The sequence below is a fragment of the Pedobacter sp. WC2423 genome (assembly GCF_040822065.1).
Lineage (GTDB): Bacteria > Bacteroidota > Bacteroidia > Sphingobacteriales > Sphingobacteriaceae > Pedobacter.
This window is the reverse complement of the sequence record NZ_CP162005.1, coordinates 4,481,401-4,502,068: the sequence shown is the minus strand read 5'-3', so window position 1 is coordinate 4,502,068 and position 20,668 is coordinate 4,481,401. Positions and strand designations below refer to the sequence as shown.

The window sequence follows — 20,668 nt, the reverse complement described above, 5'->3', positions numbered from 1 at the left end:
TCAGATAGATAGAAGGATCTGAATTTATTCAAAAAGCGAATCCAGGTCATCCTGAACAAGTTCCACTGTTGTAAAATCGGAAGGCGTAAAATGAACGTCATCCTCATCTCTAAGATATTGCAGTATAATCAGCAGGTTTTCTTCAAAAACATTTTTAAGATTACTAATCGTATTTTCATGATAGGCTTTACTATTGTAACCAATTTCCATACGGAAGGCCCCGTTAGCAATCATAGCATTAAACTCAAGGACAGCAGTAATTTCATTGCTAGCTGAACTATCATTACCGGTCGGTATAAAACAATAAGTAAAGAACTCATTATCGAATTCAGCATCAAATTTTCCAAGATAATTAAACCTTACCTGAGACTTTTGCTGCGTATTATTCCGGCTATTTCTGTTAACAGCCATATAACCTATTCCATGCTGAGGAACATTTTTGATGTTCTCCTTCACTAATTTTATTAAATCTCCTATTGATCCATTTTCTGAAGCAAAAAGAACAGGATAAATAGCGGTAAACCAACCAACGCTTCTGGAAGTTTCAATATCTTCAAGGTGTCTGCCATGATTCTCCTGCTCTACAATAAACTGGTCTGAGCCTAACCAGGAATCCAGGGTTAGGATAAGTGCCGTATTTAACAAGACAGAAACATCAGTATTAAATACCAGGTTAGCTGCTCCAGATAAAAATCTGGTGGTTTCATCTGCTAACTTCAGGGTTACTTTCTTCAAATTGGCTGTTTGCCAGTCAGTAGTTTCTTCATCCAGGGGAAGCATAAATCTATAACTATCGACAGCATTCCAGTATTTTTCTTCTTTAGAAAAGTCTTCAGATTTTACATAACCCTGCATCTGCTCTGACCAGTCGTTTAATCCCGCCGTTTTTTGAGGCAACTTTATAACCTCATTCTTTTCAAGTCCAGTATAGATTGTTAGTAAATCTTCTAATATAATCCTCCATGAAACTCCATCTACAACCAGATGATGAGCCGTAAGGAATAAATAATCACTGCTTCCCGATATATTAATTATTGCTGCTTTTAAAAGTAAGCTACCAGCGATATCAAATCCGGACTTCAAAGAATTGAACGTCATTGCGATCTCAGAATGAGGATCAAATTGACAAATATGGTTATTCCAATCTATCAAATCGAATCTGAATCTTTCTATAATAAATGGCCTCTTCAGGTGTTCATTATTATAAAAACATTTCATCGATGCCATATCATAATTTGTTCTCAAACCATCGTGTTGTTCAATTAGTTTTTCAAATGCAGCTTGTAAAACATCACCATCAATTTCTTTTTTCAACTGTAGTATTAAGGACTGATTATAGAAACCAGGTTCTTTAAATTTCTGATTGACAAACCATAATTCAGCAGGCAGTAGTTCTCTTTTTCCAGTAAGGATGCCTTGATCATACTGCATTTTTGAGCTGGTTTTTTTTGCGTGAGAACTAATTTGCCCTATAGTATGATAGATAAATATATCCTTAGTATTTAAAGAGATACCCAACTCAAAAAGCCTGGCCGTAATCTGAACCGCTTTTATAGAATCTCCACCCAATGCAAAAAAATCATCGTTTAGAGTGATATCCTCCGTATTAAGAACAATTTTCCAGACCTTCAAAAGCATCTCCTCCATTGCATACGAAGTGGAATCACTGAAAAGAGCTGCATCTGCCAATTGAGGAACTGGTAATAATTGATAAGCTATCTTTCCATTACTAGTTAGTGGCAAATGATCTATAGCGATAAAGTAATTAGGGATCATATAATAAGGCAATCTTTCTGTACTATATTGTCTTAATACTGATTCTGTCAACAGTTCGCCTCTATTTGCTTCGGCAATATAATAAGCGTAAATACTCGCCTGATTTGAATCTCCGGATTTCAATAAGACCACTGCGTCTTTGATATACGGGTGAGTAATTAGCTGCTTTTCAATTTCTGATAATTCTACACGGTAACCATTAATTTTAACCTGTGAATCCAAACGTCCGATATATTCAATAATTCCTTTATCGGATCTTCTGGCCATATCTCCTGTTTTATAAACCTTCATTGCTGGTATAAATGGATTAGGAAGAAACAACTGTCCGGATAATTCAGGATTATATAAATAACCTTCAGCCAACCCGGTTCCCCCTATATATATTTCTCCTGGCATTCCTTGTGGAACAGGATTTAAATATTCATCCAACAAGTATATTTTTGTGTTGGCAATAGGCAAACCAATGGGTACTGATGATGCACTTTCATCAGGAGAAAATAAATGGATCATACTCCCAACAGTAGTCTCTGTTGGCCCATATTCATTATATATTTCTACTTTCCCTTGAAACTTACGATGAATTTCTGTTGCCAGTGCAGATGAAAGTTGTTCTCCTCCAACAATAAACCTTCTGATACTTCCAGCTACAGGAACAATAATTTGCTGATCACTTAATAGGCTAAGATGAGATGGAGTCAATTTAACAACCTGGACCTTATTTTCATTGATTACTTTCTCCAGTGCAAGAAAAGGTGATAACTCGTCATAGATTACAATGGTATTTCCTGTAATTAAGGGTGTAAAAATCGAGGTCACCGTGAGGTCAAATGCAGATGAAGTAAACAAAGGAAAATTCCCAGCTGTCTGATCCACATATTGATTGGCTGCCCAGCGAATATAATTGAGCAATTGCTGATGACCAATCATTACACCTTTCGGAGTACCAGTAGATCCTGAAGTGTAAATAATATAGGCTAAATCATTTAAAACAGCTGCATTACCGGAAGTTTCAATTCTGTACAATGTTACTCCTTCTTCAATTACTATCCCTTCCTTATTCCCATTTTCCAGTTTTAGGTTCTCTATTCTTTCGTCATTTGCGGTATCCGATAAGAGAAGAGCACACTCACTATCGTGAATTATAGATTTCAGACGTTCCTGTTGTATACCGGTATCTAACGGTAAATAACATCCTCCTGCTTTTAAAACAGCAAGCATACAAATTATCATTTCTGGAGACCGTTTTAAGATCAGGCCGACTACCCCATTCGTATTTTTTAATTGCTCACGAAGCAGAAGAGCCGTTTTTGCCACTTTCCTTACCAATTCATTATAAGTAAAAAAGTTGCTGTTAAAATCAATAGCAATGCGATCAGGGGCATCATGTGCTTGTTTTTCAATCAACTCATAGATGCTTGCATGATCCGGATATATTTTCTCTGTGGAGTTGAACTGACTAATATATTCTTCGTGCAATTGCGTACTTAATAAAGGTATTTTTGAAAGATTGGTTTGTGGTTTTTCAAGAACACAGTTAATCAGTTGCTCAAAGCATACAACCATTTGTTTGATAGTACTTTTCTTAAATAATGAACTGGAATATTCTATATCAATTCTTAAAGTATCTCTATTTTCAAAAACTTCCATTGAAAGATCAAACTTTGCAGTTCCATGGTCAAAGAAAAGTCTGGAAAGATTTAAGTCGGAGACTGAATCATCCGGCATGCCCATATTCTGATAAATAAACATACTATCGAATACTGGATTTCTGCTTACATCTCTTCTAGTGTTTAATAGCTGTACCAAGTCGTCAAAAGAACATTCAGCGTGTCCCAAAGCATCAGCAACAATCTTCTTTAATTCTCCTAGCAACTGCAGGAAAGACCAGTCATTATCTATTTCAGCCCTGATTGCTAAATTATTGACAAACATGCCATGTATTTGCCGAAGGTTAGGATGAGAACGTCCTGATACTGGAATTCCTATAATGAACTCCTGCTGCCTGCTATATTTGAATAGTAAGCTAAAATAGAAACTGAGCATAAGAACATGCAGTCTGCAATTATGAGCTGCAGCCAGCGCCCTAAGCCTTGCTGTTAAATACTGATCTATATCGATCCCCATTCGCTCCCCTCTTGTTTCAAATAAAGGAGGCCGCAAAAAATCAGTTGGCAATTCCAGTAAAGGTAAATCACCTTTCAACTGATTTAACCAATAATCAAGATCAAGCTGTGGTTTAACTTCCTTTGAACGGTTTTTTTTCCATACTGCGTAATCTTTATAGTCCAGCGGAGAATAAGTCAGCTGAATTCCTGCATATAGTTTAACCAATTCAGTAATAAAATTATAAATTGAAATGCCATCAGATACTATATGATGAAAATCCAGGAAAATAATATGCTCTGTCTCGCTTTTCTCCAGAAGAACCACACGTAAAAGAGGAGCAATTCTGAGATCAAATGGCTTTATCAATTTCTCCAGCTGTCCACTGATATCCGATCCGGATATCTTTGCTCTGATCATATTAAAATCTACTTCATCACTAATCATGAAACAAGGTTCATCTCTCATGACAAAAGACATACGAAGTGAAGAATGATTACTAATTAATTGCTGAATACATTGTGCTAATCTATCCGCATCTAAAACTCCGCTGATATTAAATGCTGTTGGGATATTATAAGCAGTATCAGTTTTATCCATTTCCCATGCATAATAGATTCTTTTTTGGGCAGCAGAAAGATCATAATAATCAGCCAAAGCAACTTTAGGAATACTTGTCAGCAGGTTTGTTTTCTTATTTGCAATTTCTTGTGCCTGACTACGCACAGTAAACTTTGTATGAAGTCGTTCCAATGGGAAATCGAAAGCTAATTCCTTAAATATCAGCACCTGTAATTCTGCTGTTTTCAATGAATCTCCACCCAATTGAGAAAAGGCATCTTCTACACCAATATTTTCTTTTTTTAAGATGCGCTTCCAGATATTTAATAGTTTCTTCTCTGTTTCATTTACAGGTTCTTCAACTAACAATCGCTCCAGCTCCGACTTCCTGATCATCTCTTTAATTTCAAGATCAACAACTGAAAAAACACCCTTATGATACTGCTCCAATAACTTGAATCTTTGCAATTTCCCACTAGTAGTTCTGGGAACGTCTTTTACAGGAATGACACGATCAATCTCAAAACCAAACTTCAGATTAATATGGGCACGCAAAGTGTGTATCAGCGGTATAAAGCTCTTCAAATCTGCCCTGTGAAAAACAAAAGCAATAGTTTCTTCCTGTTGTTTATCAGGATTAAAAAACCCAGATACAGAAATTTTATTAAGCTCAACACCAGCCAATTCCTCAGCAGCAGACTCAATATCATGCGGATAAAAATTTTGGCCATTTAACAGGATCACATCTTTTGAACGTCCTGTAATATATAGTGCGCCTTCCTTAATAAACCCCAGATCTCCAGTTTTGAACCATCCGTCCCCGGTTATAGCCGCTAACGTCTCTTTTTCATTATGATAATATCCAGCAGTAACATTTATCCCTTTAATCTGCACATATCCAATAATTTCTTCCTGGAGCAAGGCATCATTAAAATCTGTAACTCTGATCGTGCAATCATTGATAGCTTTTCCGACATTAAGAAAAGATACCGCAAGATTTTCCTCTTTTTCATAAATAATTTTATCTCCTGTACTCAGGTGATTCCTGTTTAGTTCTACTGAAATCAACTCCTCCTCCAATCCAGAAATAGAAACTGCAAGGGTTGCCTCCGCCAAACCATATACAGGACGCATCGCATAGCTTTTTAACCCAAACTTAGTAAGCTGTTCTACAAAATTCCGGCAGATTACCTTTGATATAGGTTCCGCTCCGTTAAATATAATCCGGACCTTTGAAAAGTCCCATTCATGCGCTAGCTGAAGATTACAATGTTTGATCACATATTTGAGACCAAAGTTAGGCGACGACAAAACTGTGGCTTTATATTGATGCACCTTATCCAACCATAAAGCAGGTCTTCTGATAAACAGACTGGTAGGGATTAAATATTGATTGATTTGTTTTAAAAGAGGATTCAGGTGGAAACCTATAAGCCCCATATCATGGGTTAATGGCATCCAGCTAATTAAAGTGTCATTTGCCGAATAATTAGCCGCTGCACTGATTGCCTCCATATTTGCAATCAAATTTCTATGACTCAGAATTACTCCTTTTGGACTCCCGGTAGAGCCAGAAGAAAACTGAATAAAAGCCGTATCTTCTTCTTTTACCTCGATTAAGCAGCCTTCTATCATAGAAGACAATAAGCCTTCGGGATGAACAATTTTATTTTTAAACAGTTTATAAGTCTTATCTAGTCCCTCTTTAGCAGCGTATTGATTTAATTTATTAAGATGGTTATCAGAAATTGCCAGATAAGGATTTTCTAATAGCTGCCATACATTAAAAAGTTTTTGACGATGGTCATCACTCTGGCCAATAGACAAAGGCACTGGTATTATTCCACCCAAAATACAAGCCCAAAAGGTGATTACAAAAGCCTTGTTGTCTTCTAGCTGAAAAACAAGTTCATGTCCGGGTTCGATTCCTTTTTCCTGTAAATGAAAAAGTGCTTTTAAGGCTATCTGGTATAATTCGCAATAAGAAATGAATTCGTCTCCATGGGTTCCCTGAATAAAAGTAACGCCCCGGTCTTTAAGATGCCTTGAATTTTCAAGGGCTTGAATAAGAGTTGAACTGGCCATGATGATTTCCATTGATTATAAACTAATACTGACCCACCAGTAAATAGGATCCAGTTTAGTTTTATCCATTAAAAATTTATTTTTTATTAGCATTAAGACTTACGCTTCCATATCTGATTACCTTTCCCCACTCATTCAGATTTCCATTGAAAAATCTAAAGAATATCATGAGATAAGAGACAAAAGTTAGCTGTCGAAGAAGGAATCTTAACAGGATACATTGAAAGAAATTCTGACTCTCTCCATTCTCAATGAGGATAATGAAGCAGGTAGCTGCATCTATTAGTACAAAAACCAGGTAGTAAATCAGAATATCATAGGATTTATTCACCAACAAAGCTACTGTAACATAATAGTCTGCAATTGGTGAAATAAAAGGCAAGAACACACCAAATATCCATGTATAAGGAATAACTAAGAATGAAATTGCCTTATTCTTGTGAAAGAATGCGTCTTTCATATATTTTACCAATACCTGCATGGTACCAACTTTCCAGCGAATACGCTGTTTTAGAAACATCCTTGAACTTGCTGGTGCTTCAGTAAAACCTACTGCATCACTGGCATTTTTAATCAGGTAGTTATTACAAATAATTTTTACAGTTATTTCGGTGTCTTCAGTTAATGTATCCGAAGTATAACCTCCAAGATTAGAAATAACAGAACGCTTAAATGCTCCGATAGCTCCAGGCACCACCATAATTCCATTGATCAGAGAGAATACCTTTCTTTCAAAATTCTGTGTTGTCATATACTCCAGACATTGCATTTTGGTAATCAGGTTCCCAGGATTACCGACTTTTATAGTTCCTGCTACAGCAACGACCAGCTGATCATCAAAATGAGGAAGAATAACATCAACAATATTAGGCAGAACCAATGTATCTGCATCTATACAAAATACTATTTCACTTGTTGATGCTGCCATGGCGACATTCAGCGCCTGGGCTTTTCCACGATTTATCGTATTTATTATATGAACAGAATCATTGCCGGCAAAATGTTCTTTTACCAATGCCAGGCTGTTATCAGTAGAACCATCATCAATAACAATAATTTTAAAATTGCTATAGGTTATATTCAACAGATTATAAACAGTTTTCAAAATGACCTTTTCTTCATTATACATAGGAACTATAATGTCAATAGGAGGATCAATCCTGTCTTTTTTAGAAACTCTGGCAATCGGTTTAACTGTTCTAATTATAAAAAATCCTAATATTTTTAATAAAAGAACAACAATTAAAAACTGCATTAACAACATAAGAATATAATAAGATATTGTTTAATTGATTCTTGCTTCGCATTAATTTAGTATGCAGAAACCAGCTCGTTTCTTACAGTTTATCTTCAACTATCAATTTATTGGAATTAGCAGACCATTCTTCTGCCATGTGATCATTTAGCCGCATTATTTCATCCATTAAAATGGAACTTTCAGTAGGTGAAGTATTCAAAATTTTTCCAGTTATACTTGAATCAGCAATAACTTCCTTACAGCGGTCAAAAATTTTATTAAAATGCTCAAAATCCCATGTATTACTACCGTGATAAACATACATATACATTCCAGTGATTTCATTTATGCTTACGAGATATTCATTCTCGCAGAAGTACTCAACAACAGCCGTATCCTCTCCCCTTGAACTTTCATCATATTTCTTTAATAAAAACAGCTCCTTGCTGCATAAAATACTTCCTTCCCAATTTCTGGCGTGAGAAATATATAATTTATTCTTTGTCGCATCGAAGATCAGCCAATGCCGTAAAATTGAACCAAGTCGTTCTGCCTTCGTCAAAGCATCGAACTGATACTGTAACCGGTTTACATGATACCAATCATCGTCATCCCATTGACAGATAAATTCACCATCAGCTTGTTCAATTGCAATATTTCTTAATTCTCCCAATGTTTTCTTTGGATCACTACTAACTTCAATTACTTTGGTATCATCAGGAAATGTCTGCTTTTTAATATATTCAATGGTGGTTTGATCATGATCTTCATATAAGATGATCAATTGTTTGTTTTGATAAGTCTGAGCTCTAAAACAAGCGATTACTAAATCAAGCATCACCGGTTTTTTGAATGTGACGCAGATACAAGAAATTAAGGGTGCTATTTTTCTCATGTTTTTAAGTTTTTACCACTGTTTACCGGCATGCCCGGAATAATTATTTTAATATGTATTATAAATAAATCCAGCTTATAGCACCGATCATCCCTGGTTGAAGAAAACAGTTTATACTAAATATGATAATCGGATGTATTCCCATTCCTTCAGGAAAACCTGCATCTGGATGGAATATTAAATGGTAACCTCTTTAGAGTTGAGTTGTATATTATCTGACTGAGTTCAGAATGATTGTGATGATTTCCTTTACAGGATTAATTATGTACATGGCCTAATTCCACCAGCTTCCCCAATAATAATGCAGAGCATATGCATTTTTCAATTGATCGTTGATTACATTATTTTTGATATTCGTTAAGAGTTCTTGATTGATCTCATCTTTAGTTAAAGGATACAAATACTCCGCTTCAATTATTTTCACATTTAAAGTGACATCATCACGATGTTTCTCATATAACCTCGTTAACATAAATGGTCCGGTCGTTTCAAGGATCATATTATTTTTATCCTCGAAAGAAGAAACAGAAGGATGAAATAGCTCATCACATAACAATCTCATAAACCCTGCTTCAGGTTTACTTGCCATAATAGCATTACTGATTATCATTTCTTTTTCATGAACTGATGAATGAGACGAATGCTCCAACCCAAATGCACAATCACCATCTTTAATTATAGGAAGGATATTTTTAAAGCAATGAAAATCCAGATCAACATAAACTCCTCCAAATTTATAGAGGATAAAATATCTGATTGCGTCTACTCTTTGAATATGACTTTCATACTTATGGTAAGTATCCAAAAAATCCGGGAAATGTGTTTCAAGGAAATTGATATTCATTTCATCAGTCCACAATAAATATTTCCAATCTTGATGAAGGTTTTTCCATGAATTAACAGAATCTACAAATTGCTCAGGAATCGTTTCATCTTTCCACGTTTGATGGATTATTTTTGGTATTTCCATTTATATATAGTTAGTATGGCCACTAGTGACATTTACTTAATTCGGGATGAATTATAATTTTAACAGCTAAATAACGAGTCAGTTATAATAATTTTCTGATTTATTAAGCTATGATTGAAGTTGTAGTTAACAAGGGGGTTAATCTATTTTTGATTTAATAAGTTACAGCTATCGCTAAGGTTAGCCACAACCAATACTATCTTTTTTTTACTAAAAATTAATAACCAAACGTACCAAATAAAGTATTATCTAGCAAATATTTTGTCTTGTTTTTTTATAAGAATCAGTGATTTTAGTTGGATATATCGTACTAGCAACAATAACACACTGCACCTTAGACTACTAAAAAAACAAACCCTTATTTTAAAAGATTCATTTCAATCCGTAGTAGCCTTCCAATTTAGAATTAGTGTCATAAAAACAGAATATTTATCTTCTGATTTATAATAACGATGAAATGAGCCACATATTCTTATGAAACATAAACATATTTTTTATCTTTACTTCATTACTTTTTAATTAAAAAGCATGGCAGGTATACCAAAGAAAATACACCTTATTTACAAAAGCCATAACATTCCTGAAGCGTATCAGGAATATTTTGAAAGCATTAAAGTGCTTCATTCTGATTGGGATATCAAGATTTATGATGATATGGAGGCCCGAGGTATTATAGCTGATTACATGCCAGAGTTGTTAGAAATTTATGACCAGTATACACTCAATGTCCAGCGGACAGATCTTTTCAGAATAGTAGTTGTTTATCTTTTCGGGGGATTTTACCTTGATCTTGATATGCTCTGTTTTAAACCGCTGGACCCCCTTTGTAACCACGACCTCGTTCTTGGTGAAGAAAAGATGCTAACAGAAGAAGAATGCACTAAATTTGGAACAGAACATGCTTTAAGAATTGCTAATTATATGTTTGGATCAATTCCAAAACATTCTTTCTGGCTTGAAGTAATTAAAGAGTTGTTTAAAAATGCCAAGCTTTTGATAAAGAATGAAGATGACGTACTCAATTCAACCGGTCCCGGACTTCTGACAAATGTTTACCATCGTAAAAAAAGTATGTACCAAACCTTAACCATAATTTATAATGACGGCTTAAGATGTATGAAATTCTGTGAAACTAACTCTTGTCATTTTGGTGGGTATGCAGCTCATTTTCATCTTGGGCAATGGAGATGGGAAACAGTAAACTAAACATTACTATTTACTGGCTAATCATTCAAATACTTTTTTTTCCACATATTGAGAAAGAAATATTGAAATAATTATAATGGACATAAACCCTGTCAATTTACTCAATACTATAAAATAATGTGAGGACAAATCAACAAAATAAAAGGTGAGTACAACAATAATTCCAACCCCAAGAAGAAGAACACCGCTTAAAATCAAATAAAATCTGAAATCATTTGAATGCTTTTCCTCTATTTTAATACGTGCCATTAAGTTTGCCTTAAAAGCATAAGAAAGACCTTCTTCGGTTTCCCGTTTTAGTTCTGAATATAACACTTTATAGGCCTGTAAATCTTCTTGCTCATCTGATGAAAGTCGTTCTTCAGAAAATTGATTACCCGAATCAAGCAATTTTTGTATTTGTTTTTCTTTATCGTCTTTCATGATCATTTACTAAATAAAGTTTAACTTTTTCTTTAAGCAGTATTCTTGCCCGGAATAAATAATTTTTTATTGTTCCTTCAGGCATTCCGGTTATACCCTGGATCTCTTGTAAGGAAAATTCCTGTAAATGAAACAAGGTTAATACTAATCCATAGTGGACTGGTAATTCTGTAATAAGCATTTGAAGATATTGTGACATATCCCTGTGATTTAGAATATCCTCTGGAGTATGATAATCTGCCAAACACTCTTCCAGGTCTTCAGGAAAATCAGATATCTCATGTTTTCTGTGCATTTTTAAATAGTTTATAGAAGTCAAGTAAGTTATCCGGGCTATCCAGGTAGATAGCTTTGATTTATAAGCGAAACTTCTAATATTTCTATAAATTTTAATAAAGACTTCCTGACAGACATCTTCTACATCTCCATTATTCTGGATCATCCTTTTTGCTACATGAAAAATTAATTTCTGGTATTCATTAACCAACAATGAGAATGCTTTCTTGTCTCCTTTAACTATGCGGGAAATTATTTCTCTTTCATTAATCATACAGCAGACATCAGTTCTTAAAAAAAGTTGCAGTGAGACAATAATAATTTTTCTCCGTTTAATCGGTAATATAATTCAGCAGGAAATCTAAATGTTTACCAGGAAAATATTATTCAATAATAATCTTTTTTTTTATTTAACTGCAACCTTAATATAACTCTTGCTGTCTACTGGAGAAAGGTCATTCAAATTATAATTTTATGATATACAAGCTAGCCCCATTTATAATGATCACTGCGATTTTCCTGATGATCACCTTAATTGTCATTAATCTGATAAGATACCGGTTAAAGAAAAAAATGATAGAGACAGGAATAATAGAAGAGCCTATTATCGGATCCGAAACGGACAAACCAAAAGCAGAGCGCAGAAGTGCTTTAAAGTGGGCACTAATAATGATGTTTGGCGGTTTAGGATTAGTCGTTCAAGAATTTTCGCCCTATAGTTCCGATAACTCCGCTTTACCATATGGTCTGGAAATCATCTTCATATCCATAGGATTATTCATTTATTACCTGATAATTAAAAAAGATATTCCCGAGAAGTAATTAATAGATCACATTCCAAATAATTTAAAAAGCACTACCTGGCTCTCTCGAAGAAATCTCAGTAATAAAATACATCAATCAAAAACCAAATATGAAAATCTTAAAAACCAGAGTAATACAATTCCTTCTTTTAGCTGTGTTTCTCCTTAAGAGCCTGACTTCCCAGGGACAAACTGACATAAATACCAAAGTAAGCGGAAAAATAATGAACAGCAGCACAGAGCCTTCTTCTTTTGCAAGTGTAGGACTGTTTAAATCAACCGACTCAGTATTATTAAAAGGCACACTTACAACAGAAGATGGTAATTTTATAATTCAAAGCATACCAGCAGGATCATACTATCTGTCAGCAAGCGTGATGGGTTATAAGAAGTACAAATCTCAAACATTCACTGTTGACATTAATGACAATAAAAAACTGGATCTCATATATTTAGTCAAAGAAAGCTATCAGCTCAACGAAGTAGTAATCAAAAGTAATAAGCCACTAATCGAAAACAAGATTGATAAAACAGTGCTGAACATCGAAAACAGTGTATTAGCTGCTGGAAATACTGCACTCGAATTATTACAAAAAGCACCCGGAGTGTCAGTTGATAATAAACAGATAAGCCTTAGAGGAAAAAGTAACGTTTTAATATTGATAGATGGAAAAGCAACCTATCTTTCTCAGGATCAAGTCTCCGACTTATTAAGTTCAACACAATCAAGTACTATTCAGTCTATAGAAATAATGACCAACCCTTCCTCCAAGTATGATGCTACAGGAAATGCGGGAATTATTAATATCAAAATGAAGAAAAATCAAGCTTATGGAACAAATGGAACGATTAACATAAGTGCTGGATCCGGGCGTTACCGTAAAACTAATGGAGGAATCGCATTAAATCAGAAAACTGCTATCTATAATTTTTTCGCATTATACAATTATAATGATAATATAGATTTTAATTCTCTCACCGTAGACAGATATACAACTGATATGGGGCAATCAACATTCTTCAACTCTTCTTCATTTGCAAAATATCAAAATAGAGCACAAAACTTTAAGGTAGGAACGGATTTTAATATTAGCAACCAAAGCACTATAGGCTTCATTGTAAGCGGAAATCTGCGCAGGAGCACAACCACTCAGTCCAGCATAAATTATATTGGCTCTCAGCCTTTAAAAATAGATTCTGCAGTTGTTGGTTTAAATAAAGGAAAAAACCCAAATAACTATCTCACCTACAATTTAAATTATAAGGCAATATTAGATACGTCCGGTACAGAACTTTCTATCAGCACGGATTATTCCTCATCCAGAGGTAAAGAAAATCACGATTTTACCAACCAGTTTTTAGACCAGGGTCTGAATGAATATAAAACCCCAGATGCATTTAGAAACTATACCCCATCAAATGCTGATATCTATGTCGCAAAAGCAGATTTTTCTCATCCCTTTAACAAAAACACCAAGCTAGAAGCAGGGCTAAAATATAGTGCAGTCAGAACAGACAATAATCTTGTATTTGATCACCTCCTGCCCAACGGAAGTTACAATAATGATGTAAAACGCAGTAACCATTTCTTATATAACGAAGATATAGCGGCGGCATATGTAAACTTCAATAAAGAGTTTGGGGACTATAGTCTTCAGGCCGGCTTACGTGCTGAAAAAACAAACTCAACAGGTAATTCTTTAACTACTGCAAATATCGTAAAGAGGAATTATATCGATTTATTTCCAACATTATTTATTCGTAAAAAATTAGATGACGATCAAACATTAGGCATTGGTTTTGGAAGAAGGGTAGACAGGCCTGACTATGCATCTTTAAATCCCTTTGTATATTATATTGATCAATACACCAATCAATATGGCAACCCTTATTTAAGTCCGCAATACACAAACTCCTATGAAATTAATTACATACTAAAAGGTAAATATACAGCCAGTCTTGGTTATAGAAAGACCTCAGACGCAATCACGTTTGTACTGTTGACCGATCCTGTAACCAAAGCAATATCGCAAACCAACATGAACCTGAAAGGATACAGTTACTATAACCTGAATCTTAACGCACCAGTAACAATTACCAATTGGTGGAACACCTACAATAATTTAACATTGTTCTATAATAAATATAATTCTGACGAGATTGAAGGAGCGCCACTTCAACGGGAAAAGCTGGCTTATCAAATAAGTACTAGTCATACTTTTACCGTTGATAAGCAAACGACTGTTGAATTGAATGCTAATTATTTCTCGCCGACCGTTTACGGAGTATTTAATTTAAAATCTTATTATGGAGTTGATCTGGGACTGAACAGAAGCTTTTTTGATAAGAAGATGGATATTAAACTAGCTGTAAACGATTTGTTTAATACCAGAGGAAAAAGAACAACATACGGTTCATTTCCGGCTAGTGCCTATGACATACACACTAATTATGATAGCAGGGTTGCAAGAATATCAGTCACTTACCGTTTTGGTAATACAAAAGTGAAATCAACAGACAAAAGTGGTACAGCAGCTGATGAAGAGAGAAGATTAAAAAAGTAATTTAAATACTGTTGTCAAGTCCTTTTCAATTCTTCAGTTACGAAATCTCAAGGATTGAAAAGGACTTGACGACAGTTAAATTTCAGCAATTCCGTTTTCGAGTTTGAGAATAGAAGCAATATCTCTCAAAGTACAATTATCATTTTTGAGCAGACAATCTATTATTCCTTCATGGCATTCAACCATGTCCTCAATTAATTCCTTCGCGAACAGTGATTTATTATATCTCCATCTGATTGTTACGCCATCTGAATATTCATTTAATAAGCAATTCATAGCATAATGAATGCCTTCATCCGGTTTATGTTCCTTACTATTTAATTGAGACTCATCAATGTTTAATGGTTCATCGCTAGAAATATAATTCACGTACATATCACAATTTACTCTTAACTCAGCTTCGTTTATTCCCAGAAAATCATGGCTGTAAACTACATTCTGAACCCCTTCTAAAAGAATAGAGAAAACTTTCTCTATTAAATCATCAATGATACTTTCTTCCTGTATATTGATCGGCAAATAAGTGCCGCCAAGCAGACAACCAATTAAATATTTATTTTCCTGTTTCCCTCTATCCGCAATAAGAGCAGCAAGCAGAATATTTTTTTTCCTGGCGTAGATAAAAATAAGAAGATAAAAACTTGTATAAAGTATAGCAGAAACAGAATAGTGTTTTTGTTCTGCCAACTCTTTTATCCCAAAAAAATTATGATCAACAATCTTTGAAAAAAACATAGCTGATTCTTCTTTATTCAACACTTCAGTTAATACCTCTGCTGTATTAAATTTACCGGCAGCTTCTGCCTGAAGCAAATCATAATGCCTTATCGCATAACTTTTATAAAGATCTTCGATTTTCAGGATGTTCTTAAATCCTTTTAATCTATTAATCCAAAAATTACCTAGCTGCATCTTATTTTCATTAAGATGCAAATTCTGATGATTACAATAATCTTTTAATTGAAATTTCAAGGGAACTAATTTAGGTTCTTCCCCTTTTAAGTACGAAGTATAAATTTCAAATAACTCTTGCTCAATAAGTCTTAATGACCAGGCATCACAAATAATATGATGGATAAGAAATGAAAAAAAGTAATCACTCTGATTTTTTTTCAAGAGAAAAAATCTCACTAATGGTCCCTGATCTAAATTCGAAAGTATACTGTCTGCTTTTTCATAAATATCTTTTAATGTATACAAAAAGTCTTTTTCATTATGAAGTTCAAAACAGTTCAGCTTAAATATATCTTTATCATAAGATTTGATTACTTGCTTTATTTCTCCATTAATAACAGAGAAGGTCGTTCTCAGGCTCTCATGCCTTTTGACCATGAATGCCAAAGATTTTTCTATAATTTCAATATTAACTTCTGAAAGATCTGCCTCAAATGACATATAACATTTGTTCTTTTCATTTGCAGATTTTGTTACATATTTTACATATTCCTTTTGCCCAATAGATGATTCTGCTATTATTTCTGATACCTGGTCCATTATTTATGATAAAGATTTTAAAGAAAAGAATTAGTTACTAATGATGTAGTGATCAGGAATGAAGGGGATGATTATATTTCTCTCTATGATACCACCCCTCACTAGTATCTTCTTCTTTCCCATTAATTGCACTATCTCACAAGACAGCCCCGTAAGTGGCCCTTGCTGAATATTTATTTTTTGTCCTGGTTTAAAGTAAATTTCTGATACTTCTATATCATCCACGGTTGTCAAAATTAATTTTAAGTCAGCAATAACATCTTCACAGACTTTGACCAACTCTTTACCCATCCGTACATAAGATAAAACACCTGTTATATTTTGTCCTCGAAATAAGTCTATCTTATCTTTTAAATAGATAAATACATAGGAAGGAAAAAGCGGCGTGTCAATATATTTTTTCCGGTCACTCCACACTTTAAGTTTTTTAATTATTGGGAGGAAGAATTGAATGTTATGGTCTTTAAGAGAGTCACAGACCTTTTTTTCATGGCGGGGTTGCGTATAAATTACATACCAGCCGTTGGCAAAATTTTTCATAAGCTTTTTCTTTTAGGAGATTGTATAAATAATAGTCGGTCTTAACTTCATAGGTACATGTGAATTCCTATTCAGGGGGGTAATCCCAGATTCATTACAATGCATAACAACTTAAAGTGCAGGTAATGTCCAGCACATTTTGGTGATATTTAATTAAAACATAGAAAGAAGATGTGATAAAGGAATTTCTAATTTATTTTGCCTGTCCATCCATTGCATTTCAATGGTTGAGGAATAAGAATTAATGAAAGCATTTTGATGCACAGTATTTGAGATTTTGCATTCATAATCAGGAAAAATATAGGTGTCATACCATTCAAATTTATTACGCTCAGTTGGGGCCATTTTTCTAGTTTAATTTTCTGATAATTGTTCATAACACAGATCAATTTTGAGCGTTCCTGATAAAAAGATAAAAAAATAACTTTTTAAACTAATTTATTACGCAAAATATAAGATGACTTACGTGAAATTGCTTTTTGTAAGGATAAATTAAGTCAGGATAGCAGTCAACCGAAAGCAAGAGTTATTAATTTTATAAATGAAAAAAAAAATAACCGGATCAATTCATTAGAGCAATTTAAAATTAACAGAAAAAATAATAATGATATTATCCGGAACAATTCAATTAAAATTATCTGATAAAAACATATATTTTACCAATACATTATCTCAAATAATACGACAATTCCATTCATAAATCCCCAAAATAAAGTCTGCAAATACCATAAGAACAACCTCAAAAATATTTAACTTTTACTTAACACCGGGAATAAAAACCTTGCTTGTTCAATATTGTTATCATGCATTTTCACGTATTTTTCCAATACTTTATCTAGGAAGAATAGGCAAAAAAAACGCCATCAATATAATTGAAGGCGTTTTTTAGAGGTATGAATAAGCGTTATATTTTAGTCTACGGAGTATAAATTGTGATTAAACCTCCATAGAGTTCTTTCGATATACTTGAAAGATAAGTATGCGCATCTGAGTCTACCAGATTATAGTACAAATAAATACCATAACCATCTTTTACAGTTTGAATCGCATGAGTGGTAGCTATAGCTATACTTGTCGTTGTGATATCAGTCGCAGCAGGTCCCAGTTGATTTTTAGTCAAACCTGGAATATCAGGTACAACATAAGTACCATAATCAGGATTCCAGCTATAATTTAATTTAGAACCAGCAGTTACGCCATTATAAGATAAATTAGCAGCAGAAGGTCCAATGTTATAAAATGATATGATTTTCGCAGGCATTAACTGGCGAAGCGCTGAGACCAGGTAAACAAAAGAGCTCGTATTTGGCTGCCCCGTTCCATTATTACCATAATCTGCATATTCGTCGTCAAGATCGATCCCATCTAACCCATAAGTAATTACCGCGTCGCTTAATTGCTGCGCAAATGTTTGTGCAGCGTCCTTATCGGGAAAATTGGCAAATCCAGCCCCCTGATGATTACCTAGTACAGATAGTAATACTTTTATTCCCATATCCTGAAGAGGTTTAATATAAATATCTTTGTTAGATAAAACATTAGCTACCTGAGGATTAAAAAACAGCTCAGCTTTTTTAGATGTTATATTATAATTAATATTTGCGGCGAAAATTATACCAATATCAAACAGTTGTTTACCATTTGACAATTTATACTTTCCAACATTTCTTATATCGCTAGTATTTACTTCTACATAACAAACACTTATCGGCCCGCTTTGACCAGCAGTATTAATTTCTGTATTATTACTTAATGAAAGCTCCTGACCAGAATTTTGATTAACAGACAGGTTCTTTTTTGTGGTTGGTATTATTGATAGAATAATGCTCATTTAAATAATAATATACTAAATTTTTTATTCAATTATCAGTATAAAAAAACTGTTTAACGAAAGGTAATTTAGGATATTGTTATGAACATACCAATACCTTGATTCTATTTTATTTTCAAACCCCGATGTTCATTTAACTTTCATAATGACAGTTAGTTCATAAAACGACAAAGAGGCTGTATCATTGATAAAAAAAATGATCAGCCTTTTTTATGTGTTTAGTATTTTATAACTACTCCATTTTGGAGTTTTGGGATTTGTACTGGTTATTTCGACTAATAACAGCAAAAAGTGCCTTTCTTAGGCTGCTTTTTTCCTTAAGTTCTGTGCGATAGCTAATAAACCCCATTCTATCTCCACTTTCTCTTTGCCCCGGAGCATGAAGCGGCGGAATCCGTGATTCTGTTTAATATTTGCAAAGACCGGTTCAACATCGAAGCATCGCTTTTTTCGATGTCTTATTCCTTCTTCAGTATTTAACAGTTCATGAGCCTTTTGTTTTAACCTTTTCAGGTTAACATTTATCTCCATGATGCGGTTGGTTTTTGATTTATGGCAAATGCCGTTTAAAGGACATTTACTGCAGTTTTTAGCCTGGTAGTTTCTGTAGATCTGCTTGAATCCGGTAGTTGTTTTTTTAGTGGTGTCACCGATGTAATGCATCTGCTGTCCCATCGGGCAGATATAAACGTCCAGCTGATTATTGTAAAACAACTTATCTGCGGCAAAAGGGTATTTTTTGTTATAGGTATCATTTTGGCCCTTGTCAAACAGATTGTATTTCACATAAGCTTCCATTTGCTTTCCTTCAAGCAGCGTATAGTTCTCTTCTGAGCCGTATCCTGCATCTGCAGTAAGGGTTTTGGGTACTTTGCCAAAGCTACTTTCATGCTGCTCCAGATGAGTTTTTAAAGTGGTGGTATCCGTTGGATTTGGGTGGATGGTGTAATTTACAATGAACTGGTTAGAAGTCGATATCTGAATATTATATGCCGGTTTGAGCTGACCATTTAACATGTGATCCTCCTTCATTCTCATAAATGTAGCATCAGTATCGGTTTTGCTATAGCTGTTTCTTTCTCCAAGAATAACCTCCTGCTGCTCATATTTATCAATATTTACAGGAAAGTTCTGGTTAATGTACCTGAGCTTTGCTTTTACCTTTTTATCAACCTGATCATTGTCTGCCAGAACTTTATTGAGCTTTTCAACAGTAGCCTTAACACTTTCCTTATTGATCGTGGTCGCAGTGGGTGGCTCAGGCATCATATCCTCATCGGCTGCAACACTTTGTGCGTAATTCCAGATCTCGTCCAATTGCTTTTTCATCTTTTCCTTGTTGGTCTGGATTGATTTCTTCCAGACAAAAGTGTACTTATTGGCATTAGCTTCAATCTTGGTCCCATCGGTATAAACCTGGTCAATACTCAGCAGCTCTTCTTTGGCCAGCAGCTTAACAACTTCTTCAAAAACACTGCGAAGTGCATGTTTAAGGCGTACCCCACGAAAACGGTTGATCGTATTGTGGTCAGGCTTATTCATCGCGCTCAGCCACATAAAAGGAACTCTTTCCCTGCAGGCTTCAGCTAACTTACGACTGGAATAAATATTGGTGAGATATCCATAAACCAATACTTTTAAAAGCATAAGCGGGTGATAATTAGAGCCACCACGTACGTGATAGGCTTTTAGAAGTGGTTCAACATTGATTGCATTGATCACATCATTGACGATTCTTACGGTATGGTCTGTAGGGATTAGATCATCAAGATTAGGCGGGAGCGCCATGAGCTGATCCTGGTGGTAGGGTCTGAAAATAGGTTTTCTTACTGACATATTCTACTAATGTTTGCAGCTTAAATATATGAAAATCAAGTTGTTAAATCAAATATCAGCAGAAATAT

General features: G+C 34.4%; 13 protein-coding genes. 3 read left to right on the top strand and 10 right to left on the bottom strand.

Translation table 11 applies throughout. The features are described from left to right. Positions 1-24: 24 nt before the first annotated feature. From AB3G38_RS18830 to AB3G38_RS18815, 4 genes are all read right to left on the bottom strand, one after another. Positions 25-6,537 carry an amino acid adenylation domain-containing protein gene (locus tag AB3G38_RS18830; RefSeq protein WP_367865336.1) on the bottom strand — a complete coding sequence of 2,171 codons (6,513 nt, stop codon included), beginning with the start codon at positions 6,535-6,537 and terminating at the stop codon, positions 25-27. A 64-nt stretch (positions 6,538-6,601) separates the two neighbouring features. Further along, positions 6,602-7,780 carry a glycosyltransferase gene (locus AB3G38_RS18825; protein WP_367865335.1) on the bottom strand — a complete coding sequence of 393 codons (1,179 nt, stop codon included), beginning with the start codon at positions 7,778-7,780 and terminating at the stop codon, positions 6,602-6,604. Positions 7,781-7,862: 82 nt separating this feature from the next. Further along, positions 7,863-8,657 (bottom strand): glycosyltransferase family A protein, encoded by a 795-nt coding sequence (locus tag AB3G38_RS18820; protein WP_367865334.1) that lies wholly within the window; start codon positions 8,655-8,657, stop codon positions 7,863-7,865. A 274-nt stretch (positions 8,658-8,931) separates the two neighbouring features. Continuing rightward, positions 8,932-9,627, bottom strand: coding sequence for a glycosyltransferase family 32 protein (locus AB3G38_RS18815; RefSeq protein WP_367865333.1), 696 nt, complete (start codon positions 9,625-9,627; stop codon positions 8,932-8,934). A gap of 528 nt (positions 9,628-10,155) precedes the next feature. Here AB3G38_RS18815 and AB3G38_RS18810 point away from each other — a divergent pair. After that, the gene (locus AB3G38_RS18810) at positions 10,156-10,833 is read left to right on the top strand and encodes a glycosyltransferase family 32 protein (protein WP_367865332.1); all 678 of its coding nucleotides are present in this window, start codon (positions 10,156-10,158) and stop codon (positions 10,831-10,833) included. A gap of 21 nt (positions 10,834-10,854) precedes the next feature. On the opposite strand, the gene AB3G38_RS18805 is transcribed toward AB3G38_RS18810, so the two are convergent. Together AB3G38_RS18805 and AB3G38_RS18800 are read right to left on the bottom strand one after the other, a co-directional pair. Continuing rightward, the gene (locus AB3G38_RS18805) at positions 10,855-11,256 is read right to left on the bottom strand and encodes a hypothetical protein (protein ID WP_367865331.1); all 402 of its coding nucleotides are present in this window, start codon (positions 11,254-11,256) and stop codon (positions 10,855-10,857) included. After that, positions 11,243-11,806 carry an RNA polymerase sigma factor gene (locus AB3G38_RS18800; RefSeq protein ID WP_367865330.1) on the bottom strand — a complete coding sequence of 188 codons (564 nt, stop codon included), beginning with the start codon at positions 11,804-11,806 and terminating at the stop codon, positions 11,243-11,245. The genes AB3G38_RS18805 and AB3G38_RS18800 overlap by 14 nt, the downstream gene beginning before the upstream one ends. Positions 11,807-12,006: 200 nt before the next feature. Between AB3G38_RS18800 and AB3G38_RS18795 the strand changes: the two genes are divergently transcribed. After that, positions 12,007-12,354, top strand: a complete 348-nt coding sequence (locus AB3G38_RS18795) for a DUF6249 domain-containing protein (protein ID WP_367865329.1) — start codon at positions 12,007-12,009, stop codon at positions 12,352-12,354. A 91-nt stretch (positions 12,355-12,445) separates the two neighbouring features. Then, positions 12,446-14,899, top strand: a complete 2,454-nt coding sequence (locus AB3G38_RS18790) for an outer membrane beta-barrel protein (protein ID WP_367865328.1) — start codon at positions 12,446-12,448, stop codon at positions 14,897-14,899. A gap of 75 nt (positions 14,900-14,974) precedes the next feature. Here AB3G38_RS18790 and AB3G38_RS18785 read toward each other — a convergent pair whose 3' ends face one another. The 4 genes from AB3G38_RS18785 to AB3G38_RS18770 form a co-directional block, all read right to left on the bottom strand. After that, positions 14,975-16,393, bottom strand: coding sequence for a condensation domain-containing protein (locus tag AB3G38_RS18785; RefSeq protein WP_367865327.1), 1,419 nt, complete (start codon positions 16,391-16,393; stop codon positions 14,975-14,977). 30 nt (positions 16,394-16,423) lie between these two features. Beyond that, positions 16,424-16,933 carry a UpxY family transcription antiterminator gene (locus tag AB3G38_RS18780; protein ID WP_367865326.1) on the bottom strand — a complete coding sequence of 170 codons (510 nt, stop codon included), beginning with the start codon at positions 16,931-16,933 and terminating at the stop codon, positions 16,424-16,426. A 916-nt stretch (positions 16,934-17,849) separates the two neighbouring features. After that, positions 17,850-18,764, bottom strand: coding sequence for an endo-beta-N-acetylglucosaminidase H (locus AB3G38_RS18775; RefSeq protein WP_367865325.1), 915 nt, complete (start codon positions 18,762-18,764; stop codon positions 17,850-17,852). A 300-nt stretch (positions 18,765-19,064) separates the two neighbouring features. Next, positions 19,065-20,600, bottom strand: a complete 1,536-nt coding sequence (locus tag AB3G38_RS18770; RefSeq protein ID WP_367864238.1) for an IS1182 family transposase — start codon at positions 20,598-20,600, stop codon at positions 19,065-19,067. Between the last annotated feature and the right edge of the window lie 68 nt (positions 20,601-20,668).